Source organism: Candidatus Schmidhempelia bombi str. Bimp (assembly GCF_000471645.3).
In the GTDB taxonomy this organism is placed as follows: domain Bacteria; phylum Pseudomonadota; class Gammaproteobacteria; order Enterobacterales; family Orbaceae; genus Utexia; species Utexia bombi.
On record NZ_AWGA01000016.1, the window covers coordinates 1 to 22639 of the forward strand.

At 35.2% G+C, this 22639-nt stretch carries 23 protein-coding genes; 8 read left to right on the forward strand and 15 right to left on the reverse strand.

The genetic code is table 11. The features are described 5' to 3' along the window. Positions 1–523 precede the first annotated feature (523 nt). Together O970_RS01755 and O970_RS01760 are read left to right on the forward strand one after the other, a co-directional pair. On the forward strand, positions 524–1264 hold the full coding sequence (locus tag O970_RS01755; protein ID WP_238610575.1) for a carbonic anhydrase: 741 nt from the start codon (positions 524–526) through the stop codon (positions 1262–1264). A 1170-nt stretch (positions 1265–2434) separates the two neighbouring features. After that, positions 2435–2701: a GrxA family glutaredoxin gene (locus O970_RS01760; protein ID WP_024495470.1), complete on the forward strand. Its 267-nt coding sequence runs from the start codon at positions 2435–2437 to the stop codon at positions 2699–2701. A gap of 99 nt (positions 2702–2800) precedes the next feature. Here O970_RS01760 and tsaB read toward each other — a convergent pair whose 3' ends face one another. Next, positions 2801–3493 carry a tRNA (adenosine(37)-N6)-threonylcarbamoyltransferase complex dimerization subunit type 1 TsaB gene (gene tsaB / locus O970_RS01765; protein ID WP_024495471.1) on the reverse strand — a complete coding sequence of 231 codons (693 nt, stop codon included), beginning with the start codon at positions 3491–3493 and terminating at the stop codon, positions 2801–2803. 62 nt (positions 3494–3555) lie between these two features. Then, a complete protein-coding gene (locus O970_RS01770; RefSeq protein WP_024495472.1) occupies positions 3556–5466 on the reverse strand; it encodes a DNA repair helicase YoaA in 1911 nt (636 codons plus the stop codon). Positions 5467–6210: 744 nt separating this feature from the next. Here O970_RS01770 and O970_RS01775 point away from each other — a divergent pair. The 4 genes from O970_RS01775 (at position 6211) to O970_RS01790 (ending at position 8937) form a co-directional block, all read left to right on the forward strand. Then, positions 6211–6525, forward strand: a complete 315-nt coding sequence (locus tag O970_RS01775) for a hypothetical protein (RefSeq protein ID WP_130575706.1) — start codon at positions 6211–6213, stop codon at positions 6523–6525. A gap of 15 nt (positions 6526–6540) precedes the next feature. Then, positions 6541–6951, forward strand: coding sequence for a glycosyltransferase family 9 protein (locus O970_RS01780; protein WP_024495474.1), 411 nt, complete (start codon positions 6541–6543; stop codon positions 6949–6951). A 140-nt stretch (positions 6952–7091) separates the two neighbouring features. Beyond that, complete coding sequence (locus tag O970_RS01785; RefSeq protein ID WP_024495475.1) at positions 7092–8078, forward strand: glycosyltransferase family 2 protein; 987 nt, start codon at positions 7092–7094, stop codon at positions 8076–8078. Between the two features lie 106 nt (positions 8079–8184). Continuing rightward, positions 8185–8937 (forward strand): glycosyltransferase family 25 protein, encoded by a 753-nt coding sequence (locus O970_RS01790; RefSeq protein WP_024495476.1) that lies wholly within the window; start codon positions 8185–8187, stop codon positions 8935–8937. A 13-nt stretch (positions 8938–8950) separates the two neighbouring features. On the opposite strand, the gene O970_RS01795 is transcribed toward O970_RS01790, so the two are convergent. From O970_RS01795 to O970_RS01835, 9 genes are read right to left on the reverse strand one after another with little or no spacing between them, the layout of a single operon-like run. Then, positions 8951–10018 carry a glycosyltransferase family 9 protein gene (locus O970_RS01795; protein ID WP_036562281.1) on the reverse strand — a complete coding sequence of 356 codons (1068 nt, stop codon included), beginning with the start codon at positions 10016–10018 and terminating at the stop codon, positions 8951–8953. Positions 10019–10041: 23 nt separating this feature from the next. Beyond that, complete coding sequence (locus O970_RS01800) at positions 10042–11313, reverse strand: sigma 54-interacting transcriptional regulator (protein ID WP_024495478.1); 1272 nt, start codon at positions 11311–11313, stop codon at positions 10042–10044. A 25-nt stretch (positions 11314–11338) separates the two neighbouring features. After that, positions 11339–12355, reverse strand: a complete 1017-nt coding sequence (gene nagZ / locus O970_RS01805) for a beta-N-acetylhexosaminidase (protein ID WP_024495479.1) — start codon at positions 12353–12355, stop codon at positions 11339–11341. A 55-nt stretch (positions 12356–12410) separates the two neighbouring features. After that, complete coding sequence (locus tag O970_RS01810; RefSeq protein ID WP_024495480.1) at positions 12411–13004, reverse strand: hypothetical protein; 594 nt, start codon at positions 13002–13004, stop codon at positions 12411–12413. A 23-nt stretch (positions 13005–13027) separates the two neighbouring features. Further along, positions 13028–13378, reverse strand: a complete 351-nt coding sequence (locus tag O970_RS01815) for an HIT domain-containing protein (RefSeq protein WP_024495481.1) — start codon at positions 13376–13378, stop codon at positions 13028–13030. Positions 13379–13392: 14 nt separating this feature from the next. Then, on the reverse strand, positions 13393–14163 hold the full coding sequence (locus O970_RS01820; protein WP_024495482.1) for a YchF/TatD family DNA exonuclease: 771 nt from the start codon (positions 14161–14163) through the stop codon (positions 13393–13395). 39 nt (positions 14164–14202) lie between these two features. Further along, a complete protein-coding gene (gene lapB / locus O970_RS01825) occupies positions 14203–15381 on the reverse strand; it encodes a lipopolysaccharide assembly protein LapB (RefSeq protein WP_024495483.1) in 1179 nt (392 codons plus the stop codon). Between the two features lie 4 nt (positions 15382–15385). Then, entirely contained in the window at positions 15386–15715 is a 330-nt protein-coding gene (locus O970_RS01830; protein WP_024495484.1) for a LapA family protein, read from the reverse strand. A 37-nt stretch (positions 15716–15752) separates the two neighbouring features. Then, on the reverse strand, positions 15753–16469 hold the full coding sequence (locus O970_RS01835; RefSeq protein ID WP_024495485.1) for a phosphatase PAP2 family protein: 717 nt from the start codon (positions 16467–16469) through the stop codon (positions 15753–15755). Between the two features lie 93 nt (positions 16470–16562). Between O970_RS01835 and ribA the strand changes: the two genes are divergently transcribed. After that, positions 16563–17165, forward strand: a complete 603-nt coding sequence (gene ribA, locus O970_RS01840) for a GTP cyclohydrolase II (protein WP_024495486.1) — start codon at positions 16563–16565, stop codon at positions 17163–17165. Positions 17166–17228: 63 nt separating this feature from the next. Here the strand turns inward: ribA and O970_RS01845 are convergent, their stop codons facing one another. The 4 genes from O970_RS01845 to zipA all read right to left on the reverse strand — a co-directional run bounded on the left by O970_RS01845 (position 17229) and on the right by zipA (position 20956). After that, positions 17229–17438, reverse strand: a complete 210-nt coding sequence (locus O970_RS01845; RefSeq protein ID WP_320410710.1) for a 2-hydroxymuconate tautomerase — start codon at positions 17436–17438, stop codon at positions 17229–17231. Positions 17439–17490: 52 nt separating this feature from the next. Further along, positions 17491–17997 carry an S-ribosylhomocysteine lyase gene (gene luxS / locus O970_RS01850; protein ID WP_024495488.1) on the reverse strand — a complete coding sequence of 169 codons (507 nt, stop codon included), beginning with the start codon at positions 17995–17997 and terminating at the stop codon, positions 17491–17493. A gap of 14 nt (positions 17998–18011) precedes the next feature. Next, a complete protein-coding gene (gene ligA, locus O970_RS01855; protein WP_024495489.1) occupies positions 18012–20054 on the reverse strand; it encodes an NAD-dependent DNA ligase LigA in 2043 nt (680 codons plus the stop codon). A gap of 98 nt (positions 20055–20152) precedes the next feature. Beyond that, positions 20153–20956 (reverse strand): cell division protein ZipA, encoded by an 804-nt coding sequence (gene zipA, locus O970_RS01860; RefSeq protein ID WP_024495490.1) that lies wholly within the window; start codon positions 20954–20956, stop codon positions 20153–20155. A gap of 440 nt (positions 20957–21396) precedes the next feature. On the opposite strand from zipA, the gene O970_RS01865 reads away from it, so the two are divergent. Continuing rightward, on the forward strand, positions 21397–22632 hold the full coding sequence (locus tag O970_RS01865) for an efflux RND transporter periplasmic adaptor subunit (protein ID WP_024495491.1): 1236 nt from the start codon (positions 21397–21399) through the stop codon (positions 22630–22632). The last annotated feature ends 7 nt before the right edge of the window (positions 22633–22639 follow it).

The window sequence follows — 22639 nt, forward strand, 5'->3', positions numbered from 1 at the left end:
CCGCTTGTTTTGAGCGGGGGTTCTATTGCTAAATCGTTATTTTTACTTTTCCGAATTCAAGCACCGCCCCCGCGATGAAATAATTATCACCACGCTAATAATGAGGACGATTAGATTGAGCATGAAATTCATTGTTATAAAATAACCATTAAGCGAATAAAAAATAACTGTATATAAGACAATACGCGATTTAAAAAAAAGTGCAAACATTTTTTTATTTTTTAGATAAATTTTAATTAGGTTATATCGCTTAATTGTGATGTAGGCGCGTTATTTTCGGTTAAAAGTAAGCTTTGATGTGTTAGATTTGTTATCTTTGACAAAAAAATTAATCCATTGAACTAACTAAATTTAAAATAGTTAACTCTTCAAAATTTATACCTATTTATTTGACCAATTTTGTTTTCAACATATCCTAACTTGTTTTTGGGATAGATATCACAAATTAAACAAAAATCTATTTTATTTTATATTACTCAAGATCAATAAAGGCGTAGAATAATTTGACCTATAACAACAGATGATGACTATGATAAAAAATGCCATTTTCCTTGCTATATTGACTACCTCAAGTTCAGTACTAGCAGGCGTTCATTGGGGATACGAAGGTCCAGAAGGCCCCGAAAATTGGGGAAAGTTATCCGCGGAATATCAAATTTGCCAAACTGGTAAAAATCAATCACCCATTAATATTAACCATATTCAGCATGCAAAACTTGATAAAATGGAAATTCATTATGACCAAATTGATGGGAATATTGTCAATAATGGGCATACGATCCAAGTATCGGAAAATGATAACAGTGATTATATTGTCCTTGATGATGAAAAATATTTCCTTAATCAATTTCATTTTCATACGCCAAGTGAGAATCAAATTGAGAGAAAAACCTTTCCCGCTGAATGCCATTTTGTTCATACTGATAAATCTGGGAATTTAATGGTATTAGCAATTATGTTTGAAGAAGGCGATTCCAATCCAGTGGTAGATAAGTTATTTTCAATATTAGATGACGAAGAAAATCATCCTAACAATTTTGCGCACCTAGATATTAGCGCTCTTTTGCCCGTGCAAAAACATTATTATCGCTTTTCAGGCTCACTGACAACACCGCCGTGTTCAGAAGGCGTGATTTGGAATGTTATGGCTCAGCCAGTAACACTATCTAAAGCACAGATAGATCGATTTGAAAAAGTGTTTAAACATCATAATAATCGACCTATTCAACCGCTCAATGGACGCTTGATTGTTGCTGATGAGTAATGTTAGCAATAGATAATCAATACCAAAATAAACTAATATCAAACATTGACTATTCACACGTACCTAAGCTAAAACTAGCTAGAGTATTTTATGAAATGGTTATTTTTATTTAGGAGGGGCAATAGTATTTTAGTAAATTGATAGTATTTGAAAATATGCTTTTACTTCATCACCTAATACCAATTTTATTCATATTGACATGCTGGCTACCCCGTTTAGGGTTGCATTTTAACCCTAGCTTTACTCGTCACATTTCGCAAGATCCTCTTTCAATAAGAGAAGTAATCGCACCACTATCATCGTTAAGATTAATGTATTTGCTTTATATATAAGAGCAATATCAGTGCTCACATAATAGGATATCGGCATACCTAGCTCATTATGCAACTACGCTTTTGAGTCCTTTGCGCCTGCATAAAGCTCAATAGTGTTTGCTATCATCCCTAACCGACTGCTTGATCCACATCGTGAGTAGACCAAACCAATGCTAACCATATAATGTGTAATAACCATTAGTACTAGTTTAGAACGTAGTAATTTAGTGTTGATCAATTGATGCAATATTGCTTCTGCCTAATCAAATGACTAAAAAACCTTGGAATCATGAATAAATTCAACAACCATGCTGGTCACTTTACTTGTTTTAGAAGGAGAGCCCTCCATCTCAAGGAATACCAATTTCATAGTGAAACTTCTCTATAATGGACCTAATTTAACTTCAAAAATTTAAAATTTGTTTCATTTATATAAACTAGCTGAAAATAGTATCAATTATTTACCTCATACCTGATAAATTATTTGTAAAATAATTATGCTAGGAGGCTATTTATAGATATAAATATTAGTTTGCCATATTCAGATTTAAGGTTTACTTCTTATAAATTTATATCTTCTATCATTTTGTTATTAAGTACAAAAGATATGGACCAAAATACTTAAATAGTATCCATTTTGCCAACAATTAATATATCGTTTAATCGTCATGCCATCATTGGTAATGAAAATAGATTAATTAAAAAGGTAAACAGTCTATTTTATAGAAAAATGCAATTACTGTTCAAAATATCACCAATAGAATTCACCAATCAAACCCAATTCCATTAACTACTTTCCTTTCTTGAAAAGATAAGTATAGTAGTTATAAATTTTCATAAACAATAGAGGTGTTTAATGTACGCTGTTATTTTTGGACGTCCTGGATGTCCTTATTGTATAAGAGCAAAAGAGTTGGCTGAGAAGTTATCACAGGATCGTGATGATTTTTCTTATCGGTATGTCGATATTCTTGCCGAAGGAATCACTAAAGATGATCTTTCTAAAAGTGTAGGTAAACCCGTAGAAACGGTACCTCAAATATTTATCGATGAAAAACCTATTGGTGGTTGTACTGATTTTGAAGCTTATGCTAAAGAAAATTTGGGCTTATTCCAATCGTAAAATGACCAATTTACCATTGGTCTTATTTTAAAAAAGGAGCAGATGCTCCTTTTTAAGTATCAAATTAGCTATTTATCCTTATGGCACGCTTATTATAAATTATCGCCCCGGTAATTTTTTCCATGTAACTTCATTGCGTAAATAAGTTGGTTCAACCTCATCAACCGAAGTAAGAAAACCTTTATCCCACATTTTTTGGGCGATAGGTAACATATCTTCAGCATGAGGTAAATTTAATTCAATCCTCTGCGTATTGTCTATCATGTTAGGATAAGTTTGCCATCCAGTCCCGACAGCATAGACGGAATCTGTCGGTTTGAAAGGGTGGAGCGTGGTAAGCACTTGATCGGGATGAATCACTTTTTCACTTCCCATTACTATCCATTCACCGTCGCTATTTCGTTGATATTGTCCAAGATATACTTCATTCATTCTAGCATCAATCGCGGCTATAACATTTTCCGCTTTTACTAGTCGATAAGCACCTTGTGCCAAAGTGGCTAAAGTAGAAACAGCAAGTAGCGGTTTGTCCGCCCCTAATGCTAAACCTTGAGCAATACCTATACCAATTCTGACCCCCGTAAAACTACCTGGGCCTCGTCCAAAAGCAATCCCATCTAAGCATGACAATTGGCAATCTGCTTCAGATAAGATTTGATCGACCATGGGTAAAATACGTTGCGTATGATCACGTTCAGAAACAATAAATTGGCTCAATATTTGATTGTTTTTTAATAAAGCAACTGAACAGGCTTCGGTGGATGTATCTAATGCTAAAAGAGTTAATGACATACGTTCCTCATATTTTTCATAATAAAATCGATGAATGGTAATTATTTAATTTTATTATGGATTTATTTTAATCGATCATTTTGTAAAAAATGGATAACCTTCTTAATATCGCGTGTTCTTGGCGATGGAGGTAAACTGTTTAAAAATGTTGCACCATAGGGTCTCATTACTAAGCGATTATCACAAATAATAATGACGCCACGATCTTGGTTATCGCGGATTAAACGTCCAACGCCTTGTTTTAAGGTGATAACCGCCTCTGGTATTTGAACATCCGAGAAAGGATCGCCTCCTTGCAAAACACAATCTTCCATTCTCGCTTTCATTAACGGATCATCGGGTGAGCTAAAAGGTAATTTATCAATGATAACGCAAGACAAAGCGTCACCACGTACATCAATTCCCTCCCAAAAACTGCTGGTTGCCACTAATAATGCATTACCTTTTTCTATAAACTGTTGTAGTAATTTAGCTTTACTGGTTTCGCCTTGCACCAAAACAGGCAACAATGTCTGTTGTTTAAAGATGGTAGCAAGGTTATTCATCATGGCATAAGAAGTACATAAGAAGAAACATCGACCGCCATTAGCTTCAATAACAGGTAAAAGTATATGCGCTAATTGTTCGGCACTCTGTTTTTCATTTGGTGAAGGTATATAACGTGGCACACATAATAATGTTTGCTGCTGATAATCAAAAGGACTCGCTAATAGCATCGATTTCACCTGCGTTAAGCCTAATCGCTGGGTAAAATAATCAAGACGTTGATCAACCGATAACGTAGCAGAGGTAAAAATCCAACTCCCTTTGCGTTGGTTCATGAGTTCATTAAATTTATCACTAACCGATAATGGGGTGAGCGCAAAGGTAAAATGGTGGGATGTACATTCATACCAATAACTAAAACCAGTTTCATTAATCTGTACGAGTTGTTCTAATAATCTATTATACTCTTTAACCCGTTCTAAACAATTGTCTAAGGCTGTACTACGACCAAGTGCTAATTGAAGCACCTCTTGGCAAAAAGCTAACGCATCAAACACTAAAGGAAGAAAAGTCTTAATTTTGGATTGACGTAACAAATCACGTAAATTGCCTTTAAAACCACTTTCGCCCATGGCTAATCGCAAATCTTGTACACTTTTACTCAATTTGTCAGCACACTTTTGCAACTGTGACATATCTTTTACTTCTGTTCGATAACTTAGATTCATCGCTTTAGCTAAATCAAATAACTGTTTACTTGACAGTTGAATACCAAAATATTGACATGCCAAATCGGGAATTTGGTGGGCTTCATCAAAAATCATCACATCGGCTTGAGGGATCAATTCACCAAATCCAGTATCTTTTACCACAACATCAGCTAAGAATAGGTGATGATTAACCACAACAACGTCAGCATTCATAGCTCGGCGACGGGCTTTTACTACATAACACTCATCGTAATGACTGCATTCACTACCTAAACAATTATCATTAGTACTAGTTAAAATGGACCAAATTTGGCTATCTTCATATACCGTTGCACATTTACTCCTATCACCATCACTGGTTTTAAGTGACCAACGTTTAATATTCGTTAGATCTTGACGTAACGTTTTTGTCAAATCACCAGCAGCTGCGTATTGATGAGATAATCGCTCCAAGCAAAGATAATTACTACGCCCTTTTAATAAAGCAATTTTCCCGGTATACCCCATCGCTTTACGAATTAAAGGCAAATCTTTAGTGAATAATTGATCTTGTAGATTTTTAGAACCAGTAGAAATGATAACTTTTTTATCACTACGGAGGGCTGGCACCAAATAAGCAAATGTTTTGCCAGTACCGGTCCCAGCTTCTACGACTAACGGCTGTTGATTGTTGATTGCTTGCCTAACTGCATTAGCCATCATTTGTTGCGGTTCGCGTGATTTAAAACCTTTTATTGTTTCGGCCAATAAGCCATTAGGGGCAAAATCATCAATCACAGGATAAAAAACTCACTTTATAGTTACTTTTTGTATGTTAAGTGTTTATTTTAACAGAATCTATTCTGAGGTTAAAAAAGTTTTACTCTTAATAATGTCATTTATTAAATAATTTTAAATGATATCCAAATTTTTTCTTATTAAAACTTAAATAGTGAAAATGATCATTGTTTAATCTATAAATTAGGTTAAATATACAAATAATGATCTATCTAAAACATACTCAAAACCAATAAAAGCAAGATATCTATAATTGAAAAATAAAATGTAATATTAATGATTTAGATTATCTAAGTTAGCGATTAAATATACAACTAATTACGATAATAATTAAATACTCATCTTATATTAGGATACAGATTATGAAAGGTATTTGGTAGAAATTAAAACATCTAAATAGGCAGCGCAATCTTAAGACTAAAATTTTAAAAAATAAAATTAAGATACGATTTTTTACCATATTAAAAAACGGTAAAGAAACACCATTTAACGTCAATGATTATCAAACTGTACTTATTTTTATGCATACGATGGGAATTGGTGATGCTATAGTTTGTTCAGGTTTTATCGATATTTTACGTAAGCATAACAAAAAAGTATATATTATTACTGGAAAACGAATCTTTTTGATTCAACACATTTATCTCTATAGATGGATACTTTGAATTTGATAGCCAAAAGCAGATTCATTTAAAAAAAATTATAAAACAGTACCATTTTGATTTAATTGTTGATTTTTCCGATATGGATACTACAGTTACTCATCGGCTATATACCCTGTATGTAACAAAATACCAGCATGCTTTAAGTTTTAATCAACCTAAGCGAACCATGTACGATACCAATATTATCTATAATGAAAATAAACATATCAGCGATCGTATGTTATATGTATTAAAATTATTGAATTTACCCACTAACACTTATCAATATACTGTTAATTTTCCCGAAGCGATTAAAAGTAAAGTAAAAAACTTTATCGCGCAAACTATTCCCAATAAACTGATTATTTTGAATCCTTTTGCATCAGAAAAAATTCATTGCTTGTCAAATAAGTAACTATATGCCTTGTTAATGGAATTAAATAAATATCAACATTATACTATTCTTGTTTTTGATTTAGATAAAAATTTGGATTTTTCCGATTATCAACACGTCATTGCAAATCCTTATTCTGATTTTATTACTTCTGCCTATTTGGTACAATTTGCTGAGTTGGTGATTACAGTTGACACTTCGGTTGTCCATTTAGCAACGGCGTTAAATAAAAAACAAATTGCAATTGATAATAATCGTTTATTTAATAATCGTTTTGATAATAATGTGGTATGGGGACCAAATAGCGATAAGGCTGTGCAAATCACAACAAACGACTATTTGAATACCGAACAAGGTGACGTTATCGCCAATCTGCCTCCTGATATTATTATTGAGGCGATACATCATTACATGGCAGCGGTATCTGTCAATGCCGAATCGATTTAATCGAGTCTAGTTTTAAAAAAGTTTAAATAATCTCTCGTTATTAATAAAATGAAATTAAATAAAAAAGATTGATTTATTAGCCACTGTATACATAATATGTTAATAATCATTATTATTTTTATTACTGAATGGGCTAAGTGATGACTATACAACCTTTTATATCAATTGTCATCCCAGCATATAATGCTGAACAATATTTAACAACGACGTTGACCTCGGTTTTTAATCAGACCTACACTAATTTTGAAGTGATTGTGATAAACGATGGCTCGGTTGATAATACTGAAACTATTTTAATTACGCTGCAACAGCAAGAACCAAGACTTAAAATAATTAATCAAGCAAATCAAGGTATCGCTATCGCACGTAATAGAGGAATAACTCAGGCTTCAGGTGAATTTATCACCTTTATTGATAGTGATGATCGCTGGCATCCGACTTTTTTAGCTAAAATGGTCGCGCGCCAGCAGCAAACTAATGGCGAGGTGATATACACAGGTAACATTGATTCTGCTATTCATACGGATAAACCAAGAATCAGTGATTTTCGAGAACAAGATAACCTTTGTGGCTATTTAACTCAACAATCATTATTACATATTGGATGTTTATTAATACGAAAAGCTTTCCTTAAAAAGCATCAAATAAGCTTTAATCCTGCATTGAAAACGGGGGAAGATATTGTCTTTATTTGCCATTTATTCTGCTTAACTAATGCCTACAGCGTACCAGAATACCTTTATTATTATACTCACCGTGATGATTCGATTATGCGTAAACCTTGGACAAAGCAAGATTATTTGAATGATTTAATGGCATGGCAAGAACTCGAACAAATTATTAAACAGCGTTATCAACAACAAGATAGAGATCACGTTATTGCATTAGTTGAATCAAAAATTATTTATTATAAACTGCGCTTACTATGGCTTTTATTAGTTATTGGTCGTCATCAAGAACTGACTGAGTTGTTAAATGATGAATTTCTTACTTACAATGGTCATCATCTAAACTATTTACCTAAAAAATACGCAGGTATACGTCGAAAAATCATCTTGTCTAAAAATAAGCTGCTATGGAAATTAATTAACATTACTTATCCTAGACATAAAATAAACCTTGTCTAATTATTAATAGATAATGGTTATATTATCTATGATAAGCAAATAACTATAGCACTAATTCAATAATTGATATAATATAAAAGAATTATTTTTATTTGCTTAATATTTTATGAAAAATTTTATCATCAACTTGCCACAATCAGTGGAAAGAAAAAATAATGTTATATCGCAGTTATCTCAATTATCAATTGAGCCTAATTTTATTGAAGCAGTAGATGGTTCATTATTGACTCCAGAAGAATTAGAAAATAAAGTGATTGGTCGTAATTATTTATCACCAGGTGAAATAGGTTGCGCCCTCAGTCATCTAAAAATTTATCAGATTATGATTGAAGAACATATCCCTTATGCGCTTATTTTTGAAGATGATATACAACTTTCACCGATGTTCACGCCTAATGTATTAACGCAAATAGAATCATTTCTTCAGAAAGTTCCTGATACGCAGCCCCATGCCATACTTTTATATGATACGGGGTTTAAAAGTAAGCCGCTCACCAAATTGAACGAGACGATAACCATCAACAAAATGGTTAATGGGTTTACCGCACATGCTTATTTTATCAATCTTCAAGCAGCTAAAAATATTTTGGCCATTCAAAGTCCACTAAAATTTGAAATTGATGCATGGAAACATTATATTTATTTAGATCAATTACAGCTTAATTGCGTTATTCCATCTTTAGTCCATCAAGATAGGCAAATAGCTTCAATTATAGCACAACAAAAAGGACGAGACTTCTCCGATCCCAATCGTCGAAAGCTCAAAAAAGCTAATTTCAATTTACTTTTTAGGGCATTACCCTGGCAGAAAAGATTAAAAACCTATCTATTTAGGCTCTATAAAAATCTTAATTTATAAACTTGATAATAGCCTAACTATTTATTAAAGGCAACATGATCGTGTCAGGATCGATTTCATTAATGTTATACCGATAATAAGCTATCGTAACATCTTGCTGCTCAAAATGTGCAGGAAACCATTTACGATAAGGTTGTTGAGGATTATCACTCATATAAAAAGTGGCTAATGGTTTATTTAATGCTGCCGCGGCATGGACAATCGCCGTATCAGGACTTATTACCAACAGAGCATTGCGTATTAATTCAATAGAATCAAAAATAGTTGTGGTATTATCATACATAATAAATTGATTGTTCGGCAGTTGAGTTCGCAATTGCTGACTAACTTGTGGATAGGTAAGAATAAGACATTTTTTATTTGGAAAAACGGTTTTTAGTTTGGTTAGCCATTTTAGCTGATTTTCAAGTGAAAATTTTTTATGATTAGCCGCGCCAAAAAAATTAATCGCAATATAATCGTTTTGAGCTAAATAAGTGTGACAAAAGGCCTTTAATTCTGGTGATACAGAGAATAGCGGCAAATAACTATAACGGTTAATATCGCGATATCCCAATAACCTGAGAGCTTGTTGATAATCATAACTGATATGCTCATTATTCGGTGCTATATTAATTGTAAATAATTTAAAATTAGCTTTATTATAGCCTATATTTTCTGGGGCTTTGATAGCGCGAATCAATACCAGATCACGATTTCTAAGCACCTCCGTTAAATCGATAACTACATCATAGTGGTGTTTGGCGATGCGGCGACCAAGTGTCCAAAACGGCAATAAGGCTCTTTTGTTGGTTACATACAATGAATCAATATAAGGATTATGGCTAAACAAGCATTGCGTCTCTTTAGCAACGACAACCCCAATGTGGGTATTAGGCGCTTGCTTTTTAATTTCCTGATAAACAAACGATGAGACCAGATAATCGCCGATTTTACCATCATGTCGTATAAATAAAATCTTCAAATTAGTGAATGAATTTGAAGATTTTTGTGAGGATGGCGCTTTATCTAATAACCATTTTCCCAAAGATAAACGAATTCGTTTTAAATAAGACTTAATTTTTTTATGAGTATGTTTCATCGCGCCCTACCTAATTTTTTATATTATTTACCAATCCCATATTCACGTAATTTATTCGCTACTGCGGTATGTGATAAACCGAGCCGTTTTGATAACTTACGCGAACTAGGATAATCAATATAAAGTTGAGCTAATACTTTATGTTCAAACTGTTTAATCATCTGTTCTAGACTTTTATTTTCTAATTTTGCCAATGATAAATATTCATCATTTATGGTATTTGGATCAATAGGCAAACCAACGTCATTGACGCTTAATGTTGAATTAGGCATAGGCAATTGCGCTAATGCCGAATACAGTACATTTTTTAATTGGCGGACATTACCTGGCCATGCATAGTTTAATAATACTGATACCAAATCATGGGCTATTCTAGGAGAAGCTATGCCTTGTTTATGAGAAAATTCAGTAATAAACAATTGCGCTAACGATAAAATATCATCATACCTTTCGCGTAAAGGAGAAATATGTAAAGCTAAAACATTAAGACGATAATAGAGATCTTCTCGGAACAAGCCTTGCTCGACTAATGAATATAAATTCCGTCTAGTTACACAAATAATTCGTACATCTACTTTAATTTGGTTATCATCACCTACACGACGAAAAGTTCCATCATTAATAAAACGCAATAATTTAGTCTGCATTCTAGGAGACATTTCATCAATACCATCAAGTAATACTGATCCGCCATGAGCTTGCTCAAAAAAACCTTTTTTCCCCGTAATAATGCCAGGATAAGCCCCTGGGGCATACCCATAAAGTTCACTTTCCACCACTTCATCCGGTAAAGCCGCACAATTTAAAGCTAAAAAGATCTGTTCGCCGCGTTGGCTATATTGATGACAGGCAAGTGCGAGGAGATCTTTGCCAGTACCTGTCTCCCCTGAAATCAATAGAGGTTCACGCTGCCGAGCAAAAGCTTTCGCCTGAGCAACCAATTTATGCATTGCTTGACTTTTGGTTATGAAAATATCAAAACTTTGTGTCGTTGCTGGTTTATCTTCAGCTAATGTCGCCATCAAGTAGCGCACTGGCTGCATAATAAAGGTTATTTTAGTTTGAGCGATAACGGTTTGTAATAAATATTGTTGACCATTGATAACAAATACATGACGGGTTAGTTTTTGAGAAGTAAGCGGCTCACTCACTTGAAAATAGTGTTGATAATTAAATTTTATCGGTTGATGTGAGGCTGGAAACGAGAATAGCTCATCAGCAGCCTGATTTGCAGTTAATAAATAACCTTGTTTATCGACTTCTACAATAGCAATGGGTGAAAAGTGAGATTGCATTTTAAATGACTTCCTTTACCAAAGACTAATTTTTTGAAGCTAACCATTGTTGATTTAACCGTTGCATCTGTTCATGACAACATTGCCAGCGGTAAGTTTTTCGCAATTCATTATAATTCATTCTATTTTGATGTAATAATGATTTTGGCTTAGTCGTCGCAATAGGAGGTAAATGATCTAGTACTTCAATCACACCTTGGCGATGATTACAAATTAAAGCCATATCACAACCCGCATTTAGCGCCGCTTGTGTTCGTTCAGTATAACTTCCCATAAATGCGGCACCTTCCATGGATAAATCATCAGAGAAAATAATCCCTGAAAAGGCCAGTTGTTGTCTTAATACCGTGGTTAACCAATAATGTGACCCACTCGCTGGCTTGTCATCGAAAACGGGATAAATAACATGTGCTGGCATAATGGCATCTAATTTATTATTAGCTATCAACTGAGTAAATATACGCATGTCGTGTAAAATTTGTTCACTACTGCGTTTATCAATAGCGGTATCTTGATGAGAATCCACTAATACCGCACCATGTCCAGGAAAATGTTTACCCGTGACTTTCATTCCTCCTGCATGTAAACCATCGATCATACTGTTTGCCATAATCGACGCTATATTTACATCAGAATGAAATGATCGTTCGCCAATAGCGGGGCAACGATGACCTAAATCAAGTACGGGAGTAAAGCTAATATCGATATCAACAGACGTTAATTCTGACGCAATTAACCAACCCGCATTGTAAGCCGCCGTTTTTGCCTCATCCAATGGTAATAACGCAGCATACGATTGAGCGGCAGGAATGGTGGTAAAATCGTCTTGAAAACGCTGCACGCGCCCTCCTTCGTGATCCACGGCAATCACCAAACGCTCAGTGCTAGCAAGGCGAATTTCACGAATCAGCTCACGTAATTGAGCAACATTTTCAAAATTGCGTTTAAAAAGGATAATACCACCCACTAAGGGATGCTGTAATATTTCCCGATCTTCCGCCGTTAAACAAAGCCCGTCTACATCTAACATTATCGGTCCCATATCTTAGCCCCTTATTCTATTTTTTACATTCATGACTTAGCATATAACACTTTAACTACATCGCCATATCAGGTAAATGCGCTATTGATTGGTGCCAAATAATTTCGCCCGTCCTCGTTGAAAGCAGTTCAAGCGTAGCATTTACATCATCTTTTGTTGTTGATAATTGATCGATGCTGGCAAATAAAACTAAATCTGTTTTTAAATAACGCGCTAAGGCAACCATTTTTGCGCGTGACAATAACTTATCATCAGCGGAAATCCCTAAAGCTTGTTTACCCTGATAAACGGTCATTTTATCAACAAGATGATATTGGGATTTCTTCTTTAAAACTTGCATTAAACTTGCATTAATTTTTTCAATGGGAAGATAATCATTGGTATTATTTTTTACATCACTGACCAGCAACACCTTATTCGAGATAGGTTGAGGAACCTTTAACATTTCATCCACTAAGGGCGAAAAGATATTTTCCCAATCAATCATCATATTTAATTGAGGTGGAGCGGTAACGGTTATTGCTGGCGGCGGCACCTCAAGTTCACCTGAGTCTGTCACTGAATGGTCATTATTAGGGGTAACGAGTTGGCAGCCATTTAGTAGGACAGCAAATAAAGCAATAGCCATCCAATATAATTTTATTTTCATTCTTATTATCCATTAAAACTTTATTATTTGTTCACCAATTTGCCTAACGTTTCGCCACCTAATAAGTGCATATGAAGATGAAATACTTCTTGTCCTGCATCACGGTTACAATTGATTATCAAGCGATAACCACTTTCATCAATTCCCTCTTGCTTGGCGATTTGTGCAGCAACAATGAGCATATGCCCTAATGTGGCTTCGTCTTCCGCCTCTACCTCATTTAAGGTTGGAATCAATTTATTCGGAATGATTAGTATATGCGTTGCGGCCTGAGGCGATATATCTCGAAAAGCAGTTACGCGCTGATCCTGAAACACAATATCAGCTGGAATTTCATGCCGAATAATTTTACTAAATATGGTTTCTTCCGCCATTATAGGCTCCTTATTTATTGTAGTTGCTGTTTGAAAAGTTGACAAAAGTTGTGAGTTGTTTGTTGAGCTAAATGTTCTAAAGAGACATTTTTTAATACAGCTAAATACTCTGCGACCTCACGTACATAAGCTGGTTGATTAGGTTTACCACGATAAGGTACTGGTGCTAAGTAGGGAGAATCAGTCTCAATCAATAGACGATCAAGCGGAATATAGCGTACCACTTCACGTAAATCATGCGCATTAGCAAAAGTGACTATACCAGAAATTGAAATATAAAAACCTAAATCAAGTAATTTCTCAGCAGTTTGGCGATCCTCAGTAAAGCAGTGTAAAACCCCAGATAGTACATTTTCCTCTTTTAAAATCGCTAAAGTGTCGTGTTTCGCTTGGCGTGTATGAACAATGATCGGTTTATCTAATTGACGTCCTAAACGAATATGGGTTGCAAATGCTTGCTGTTGTAATTTTAGATTATCTTTTTGGTAGTAATAATCTAACCCGGTTTCCCCCAATGCTATTACCGCTTTATCGCTTGCCAAATGTTCAAATAGCACAGGATCAAATGGTTCATCGTCTAAATTAAGGGGATGAACGCCACAAGATAGCATAACATTTGGTCGACCATTTACTTGTTTTTTTAAGGTTTGATATCCAGATAATGTCGTTGCCACGGAGAGACAATACTTAACATCTTGTTGCTGGGCTTGTTGCAAAACCTGATCCAGATCCGTTTTACTATAATCTAGACCATCTAAATGACAATGTGAATCAACTAATATCATAATTATAACTCTTTAAAATAAGATCAATCATTTATTGCACTAATGTTGCGATGAATGTTCAAAGTCACGTGTGGGTTTAATGGTTGCCCAACTTCGGCAAGCTGGACATAACCAATAAATAGCATTTACCGTAAAACCGCAACGTACGCAGCGGTAATTAGGAATGGTTTTAATCTGTTCCCCAACCATATTCCTTAATAAGATTAAACTCTCTTTAGCACGCCCCGCTTCTGCTTCGGCTAGATGATAATCCATCAAGCGATAAAACCCTTTCAAATTAGGATGGCGGATCAATTCACGGGAAAGATAGTGTTGAGCGGCATCTAAACCACGCTGTTGTTGAATAATATCCGCAAACATAAGCACCGCACTACTGCCAGTATCCGCCTCAACACAGCGTTTTAAAAAATGTTTAAACGCCTCTTGCTGATCAAGCTTGTCAAAACAAATTTTTAACAAAGGAAGAGATTCACTAACAAATTCTTTATCTTGTTCTAAGATTTGAGTAAGATCTAAAATCGCTTTATCATATTGCTGTTGTGCGATCCAAAGCCGACCAAGCATCAATGAAGTTCTAGCGCAATGTTTATCTGAAACGCGGGATTTTTGAAGATAGATAAAAGTTTTATCGTAATCTTCTGCCGCCATAGATAACGCAGCCAATTCGCAGTAAAATTGAGCAATTTTTTGATTATATTCACTTTTACCTAAACGTACCAAACGTGTTGCTGACCAAATCGCTTTTTGCCATTCACTGGTTGATTGATAAATAATAATAAGTTGCTGTAACGCGCTTTGTGCAAATTCTTCTTCATCGACCAGCTGATTAAATACGTCTTCTGCGCGGTCATAAAAGCCAGCAACCATATAATCTTTACCTAATTGTTGGATCGCCAGTAAACGCTGCTCAAAGGTTAGCGAAGCACTTTCCACTAACGCTTGGTGTATACGTATGGCTCGATCTACCTCACCGCGTGAGCGAAAAAGATTACCTAACGTCAAGTGCGCCTCAAGGGTACTCGAATCTTCTTTTAGCATATCTAAAAAAAGATCAACGGCTTTATCTTTTTGATTAGATAATAAAAAATTTACGCCATTAACATATTCACGCGATAAACGATCAGAATCACGTTGATAAGTTTGACGTGCATTTCTGCTTCCCATATACCAACCATAACCAGCAGCTATGGGCAATAACAGAAATAACAATTCAAACATAGCGTTAATTATTCTCGCTTGAGCTCATTGGGTCATTCGTCATTAATTCATTTTTACGATTAATGGCGACTTCTTGTTCATAGGACTTTTCTAATTTTCTTAATTTTCGTTGTGCTGTATTCAGCTTTAATCTAACTTTGATATAAAAAATCCCCGTTAATAACCACCCTAATAGGAAACCAACACTTAATAATATCCCCAGTAAATTAGAAAGCCTAAATTGTCCTTGATCAATTAAATAATCAAAATCGACGATCTGATTATTATTGGTACCAATCGTGAATGCTACCGCTAATAAGAATAAGATCAAAATCAAATATATTAAAAATTTCATAACACCCCTTCATTTAATAAAGCCTTGTACTCATGACTTATTCTACTATATGCCATCTTATTGCACAAAAAGAAGTAATCAAAGCAACCCAAAATCCTAACAGTGAGCCTAATATAAGATCAATAGGATGATGCATACCTAGTGATAAACGACTAAGTTCAATCAAGACTGCCCAACCAATAATCATGCTAGTCAATAAATAGTGACGCCTAAAACCAACCAATAACATTATCATATATGCCCAAGTCGTGGCAAATACTGTATGTCCTGAAGGAAATGCGTAACCTGTTTCAGTACGCCAATATTCTCTTAGCCATTGTGGAATTTCATTACTATTTATTAATTGGGTATTGATTAACTCTCGCCGTTCAGGACGAGGTAATGAATAAAAATAATGATCTTCTATTGCGTATTTTTTCTCAATCCACAACACAAAAGGACGCGATTCACTCATATAGTTTTTTACAATTGATTTAATACCTTGTCCAAGTAACATTGCTCCCGCTAAAATGACACCAAGTAAAAAGCATTGAGTAAAATAGCGCAAATGTAAAACGTAACACAATATTAACCAAAGCGATAAACAAGTTAATACCGCCCACTTAAGATCGGCCGTATGCGTTATCCAGAGTAAAACCTTTGAAAAATCATTTATCACGGTTGGTTGCCAATACCAATTTAGGCATAACGTGACAATAGGCGTAATCAAAAATAAACCGAATAGTGCGAGGAGCTTTTTTACATTGCTGAGCATCAAATAACCTTAAAATAACCCATATATTAGACTGTACTATTTTAACATATATAATATAGTGCTATTAGAAGTATTTTTTATTTGGAGAATCACATGAAATTAAAACGCGTCGCTCAAGCAAAATTGCCAACAACCTGGGGCGAATTTACCATGGTTGGTTTTGAAGAAATTGCGACCGGAAAAGATCATATTGCATTAGTATACGGTGATATTTCCCAAAATGAGCCACTATTAACGCGTATTCACTCAGAATGTTTAACTGGCGATGCACTGTTTAGTCTACGTTGTGATTGTGGCTTTCAGTTAAAAGCAGCAATGCAACAAATTGTTCAAGCGGGTAAAGGCGTTTTACTCTATCATCGCCAAGAAGGGCGTAATATTGGACTATTAAATAAAATTCGGGCTTACGCACTACAAGATCAAGGATTAGATACCGTTGAAGCAAATTTACAATTAGGTTTTGCCGCAGATGAACGTGATTTTACTCTATGTGCTGATATGTTGTATTTATTGGGTGTCAAACAGGTACGGCTACTTACCAATAACCCCGAAAAAATCCGAGTTTTAGCTGAGGCAGGGATTAATATTGTCGAACGAGTTGCGCTTATTGTTGGTGAAAATCCCAATAACCAGCACTATTTAGCCACAAAAGCCTTAAAAATGGCACATCTTCTACCGCATTCAAATAATGACTAATTGCTTCGTGACAGGGAAATTAATGATATTGTGATTCAATATCATTAATTTTCTTTATTACTTTTACTTCTTTTGATCTAATCGTAATACGCCACCACGAGCTAACTGATCATCACGAATTTCATGAATAATGATCTGTACTGCTTCAGGGCTACAATCTAAGGTTTGCACAATAGCCTCGGTCACACGTTTAACCATTTGCCGTTTTTGTTCAACCGTTCGTCCCTCTAAACAGTCAATAATTACATTGGGCACGGTAATACTCCTTTTTATTTAATGGCATTAAAACACGCAAATTAATATCGTCGCTAGCGATCAATAATTATTATTTTTGTAATATCTCATCCACAAGCAAAATATCTTCATTATGGCAAATGCCAATATCTGCCGCTAATATATCACGAGCAATCGTATGTGCTTCCTCAAGCGAATGCATTAAATAAGTGCCACATTGATATTGATTTAATTCTGGAATAGCTGACTGTTGTTTAACATTCAATACATCTTGCATTGACTTTTGCCACGCTGCCTGAACTTGTTGTTCGGTCGGTGTTCCTATCACACTCATATAAAATCCAGTACGGCACCCCATTGGGGAAATATCGATAATTTCAGTTTGATCATCGTTTAAATGATCACGCATAAACCCCGCAAAAAGGTGCTCCATGGTGTGAATACCTTTTTCTGGCAATAATGCTTGATTAGGTTTAGTAAATCGTAAATCAAAAACCGTAATATTATCCCCTTTGGGCGTGCGCATTGTTTTTGCTACACGCACAAAAGGTGCCCGCATTTTAGTATGATCCACTTTAAAACTGTCTAGTAATGGCATAATCGTATCCTTATTTATTCACTTTCTTTGATCAGATTAATCAGTTGTATTTCATCGATGATCTCGATACCTAATTCTTGTGCCTTGGTTAATTTTGAGCCTGCCGCTTCGCCAGCAATCACTAAATCAGTATTTTTAGAAACAGTGCCGGTCACTTTTGCACCTAATCGTTTTAGTAACGTCTTTGCTTCATCTCGCGTCATCTGTCTTAAGGTACCGGTTAAAACAACGGTTTTATCTTTAAAAAAGGTATTATGTATTAGTTGATGATTTACTTCTGGTGCATGCCAGTGAATTCCTATTTCAGTACTTAATAATTGATCAATAACTTGACGATTATGGGGTTCGCGGAAAAAAAGGTAAATATTATTGGCAACTACATTACCCACATCAGTCACTGTACTTAACTGCTCTGGATTAGCTTGTTGAATAGCTTCCAATGACCCTAGTTCATTGGCTAAATTTTCAGCTAACACTTCCCCTACATTGGGAATCCCTAACGCATAAATAAAACGATTTAATGTTGTTGATTTTGATGCCGTTAGTGCTTGCAAAATATTATTAGATAATTTTTCACCAACTTTATCTAAAGTACAAAGTTGGGGGAGATTTAAACGATAAAGATCGGCTGGGGTAGTGACATACTCTTTATCAACCAATTGCTCTACTATTTTATCGCCCAGTCCATCAACATCCAATGCTTTACGTGAAACAAAATGTTTTAACGATTCTTTACGCTGTGCGGGGCAAATTAAGCCACCACTACAACGAGCAATCGCTTCCCCTTCAACTCGAACAATCACAGAACCACAAACTGGACATTGTGTCGGGAAATGAATAGCTTTAGACTCCGCAGGCCTACGTTCTAAGACGACGGAAACCACTTTAGGAATAACATCACCTGCACGGCGAATAATGACAAAATCCCCTTCACGTAAACCTAAACGTTCAATTTCATCACTATTATGGAGTGTCGCATTACTAACCGTCACACCAGCGACTTGCACGGGTTCAAGGCGTGCAACGGGTGTAATAGCCCCTGTGCGTCCCACCTGAAAATCAACCTGCTTTAATTGGGTGATCTGCTCTTGTGCTGGGAACTTAAACGCCGTTGCCCATCTTGGTGCTCTAGCAACAAATCCTAGCTGTTGTTGTTGATCAATGCGATTGACTTTAATTACCACACCATCAATATCAAATCCCAGCGTCATACGCTGTTTTTCTATACTGTTATAATAATCAATAACTGCTTGAGAAGAAGTCCTTAATTGTATTTTATCACTTACAGGTATGCCCCATTGTTTAAACAACATGAGACGCTCATAGTGTGTGTCGGGTAATTCCCCGCCCGAAAAAACGCCAACTCCATAGCAAAAAAAAGTTAATGGTCGTTTCGCGGTTATTTTAGGATCAAGTTGTCGCAATGAACCTGCGGCCGCATTACGGGGATTAGCAAATATTTTTTCGCCATGCTTTTCAGCATCATGATTCAGTTTGGCAAATCCCTTATGAGTCATATAGACTTCGCCACGGATCTCAAGGCGCTCAGGTATATGGCTACCGTGTAATCTTAATGGAATCGCTTTAATTGTTCGAATATTGGCAGTGACATCTTCACCGGTCGCGCCATCACCGCGCGTTGCCGCTTTGACTAACTCTCCTTTTTCATACAATAAACTAACGGCTAAACCATCCAATTTTAATTCGCAACAATAAATCATGTCGTCTTCTGTCACGCCTAACCGTTCGGTTACACGTTTATTGAAGGCTAAAAAACTTTCTTCATCAAATACATTATCTAATGACAGCATAGGTTGTTCATGAGTAACCGTACCTAATTGTGATAAAGGCGTCGCTCCAACGCGTTGAGTTGGTGAGTCATTAGTTACCAATTGTGGGTATTGCGTTTCCAATTTTATAAGTTGTTGCATTAACTTGTCATATTCAACATCAGGGATTTCTGGCGCATCAAGAACATGATAACGATACTCATGGTATCTTAATTGTTGGCGTAACGCATTGATAGTTTGTTCAACTGAATTTAAATTTTGACTCACAGACTTCCCTTTACTACTATTAGTTTTGCAATAAAGCGTATTAACTTTAATAAGGTTTTATTGCTTTTAGGCTTAAAAATAGATGGCTAAAATTGGTATTATTTATCTATTACTCTCTTTATTCTTTCACGATAACTGGCAATTTTTTGAGGTGTAATCATATGGTGTTCATCATCTAAAACAAGACCATTGACATCATCAGCTATCCGCTGTGCCGACTGCAACATCATTTTAAAATTTTGCTGATTATCACCAAAAGCAGGAATCATCATAAATAATGATATGCCTGGCGTTGACATATTAGGCATTGTTTCTGGATTGAGGTAACCTGGTTTAACCATGTTCGCTAAACTAAACAATACTGAACCATTACCAGCAGGATCAACATGTCGATGGAAAATCTGCATTTCCCCGTACTGAAAACCAGCTTGTAAAATACTATTCAGCAGCTTATCACCTGCTAGTTTATCCCCATTAATTCCTGTGACATGTAACACTAAGACATCTTGTTGTTGATGAGTTAATACATTAGCCTCAGATATTGGCTCTGCATTATTAATATCGTCACTATCATTCAAATCAGCGAATAAATCACATTGTATTGGTTCTGGTTCTTCTATTTCTGCTTCTGGCGATATTAATACCTGTTCATTTTGCTTTATTGTGGATTCTATTTCAGGTTCATCAGTACCGTCGGCAACAATGTTATCATTAATGATATTCGTAGGTTGGGTCGCCTCTTGTAAAACAATACGATGCTCTTTAGTGTGCTGTGATTTCTTATTGTTTTTATTAAAAAGTGAAGAACGTTCTTTTTTATTAATCCAAAAGCCATGTATCAATAATGCCAAAATTGCCAATAATGCAACTACAATGAGGATTAAACGTAAATTATCCATAATACCTGTCTCAAATCGATTAGATATAATTCTATTTAATTATAACAATAAAATTAAATAGAAAAATTTATTTTAAATTAACTTTGTGCATATATTACTTCATTTTATGAATAAACAACAAATAACACTAAATAATAATTTTTACCGATTTTTATTCGAATTTATTTTAATTAAGTTAAGTGAATAGTTTATACTAGTAAATACTTATACTGATATGGTTTGTAAGAATTATGATTTAATTTATTTATCAATAAATAAAAAGCGCTAACACAATGTAATATTTTTAGTAGTATGTGCTATCTAGCTATGCTTTACTTACACTCTGTGCTCTTCTTTGCTAGAATCCTCACTACATCTTGTAACAATCAAAACTCATACTTCTATTTTGGGAATTAGGAAATACGAAATATAAAACTGGATATTGACTGAGGTATATTGAAACTATGAAATTAATAAAAATTTTTACGCCCATCGCGATGACATTAGCTCTTTCTGGTGGGTTCTTTATTTTAACAGGATGTAAGGATGAAAATCCGAATTCTCAATCAAAACAAATACCAACTTTACCCGTACATGTTTATAAAGTAGAACCTGTTGATTACACTATTAAAACTGTCTTGCCAGGACGTGTTATCGCTTCACGAGTTGCTGAAATTCGACCACAAGTTAGCGGTATCATTTTAAAACGCGAATTTATTGAAAGTACTGATGTTAAAGCAGGACAATCACTCTATCAAATCGATCCAGCAATTTATCAAGCGACATACGATAGCGCTATGGCTAATTTAGAAAGTGTGCAAGCCAAAGCCAATATTGCTCAGTTAACCCTAAATCGTTACAAGGGGTTATTAGCAACGAGATCAATCAGCCAACAAGATTATGATCAAGCCGCCGCTGATCTAAAACAAGCAATGGCTCAAGTCATGGTCGCACAAGCCAATGTCAATTCAGCAAAAACTAATCTTGATTACACCAAAGTCTATTCTCCTATCGATGGTTACATTGGTAAATCCAATGTGACTGAAGGTGCATTGGTATCTGCCGGTCAAACCACACCAATGGCATTAGTTCAGCAACTTGATCCTATCTATATTGATATGACACAAGCGGTCATTAAATATGAACAAAATGAACAACACAAAGGAATCCTTTATCAAGCGCCTGAAAAAACCAAAGTGGAACTCTTTTTTAGTGATGGGACGCAATTTCAGCAAGATGGTTATATAAAATTCTCGGACAAGACAGTCAGTGAAACCACGGGGACGGTCACATTAAGAGCTGAGTTTGCTAACCCATCTGTTATCGATAAAAACGGCTCTCAGCAACGTCGATTATTGCCGGGTATGTTTGTCAAACCAGTTGTTACATTAGGGACGATTAAAAATGCTATATTAGTACCACAAAAGGGGATAACCAGTAATGTAAATGGTCAATACACGGCTAAAGTGGTAAACGAGCAAGGTCTGGTTGAACAACGTGATAATATTAAAGTCTACGCGGGTGTAAAAAATTATTGGATTGTCACTGAAGGTATTCATATCGGTGATCAAATTATTGTATCTGGTTTAATGAATCTTAGTGCAATTCCCGCTGGTGTACCTGTTAAAGCCAATATTCTTGGTACTGAATCATTAACGCAACAACAAGTTAATGAAATTATCGCTCAAAATACCAAGTAATCAGGGA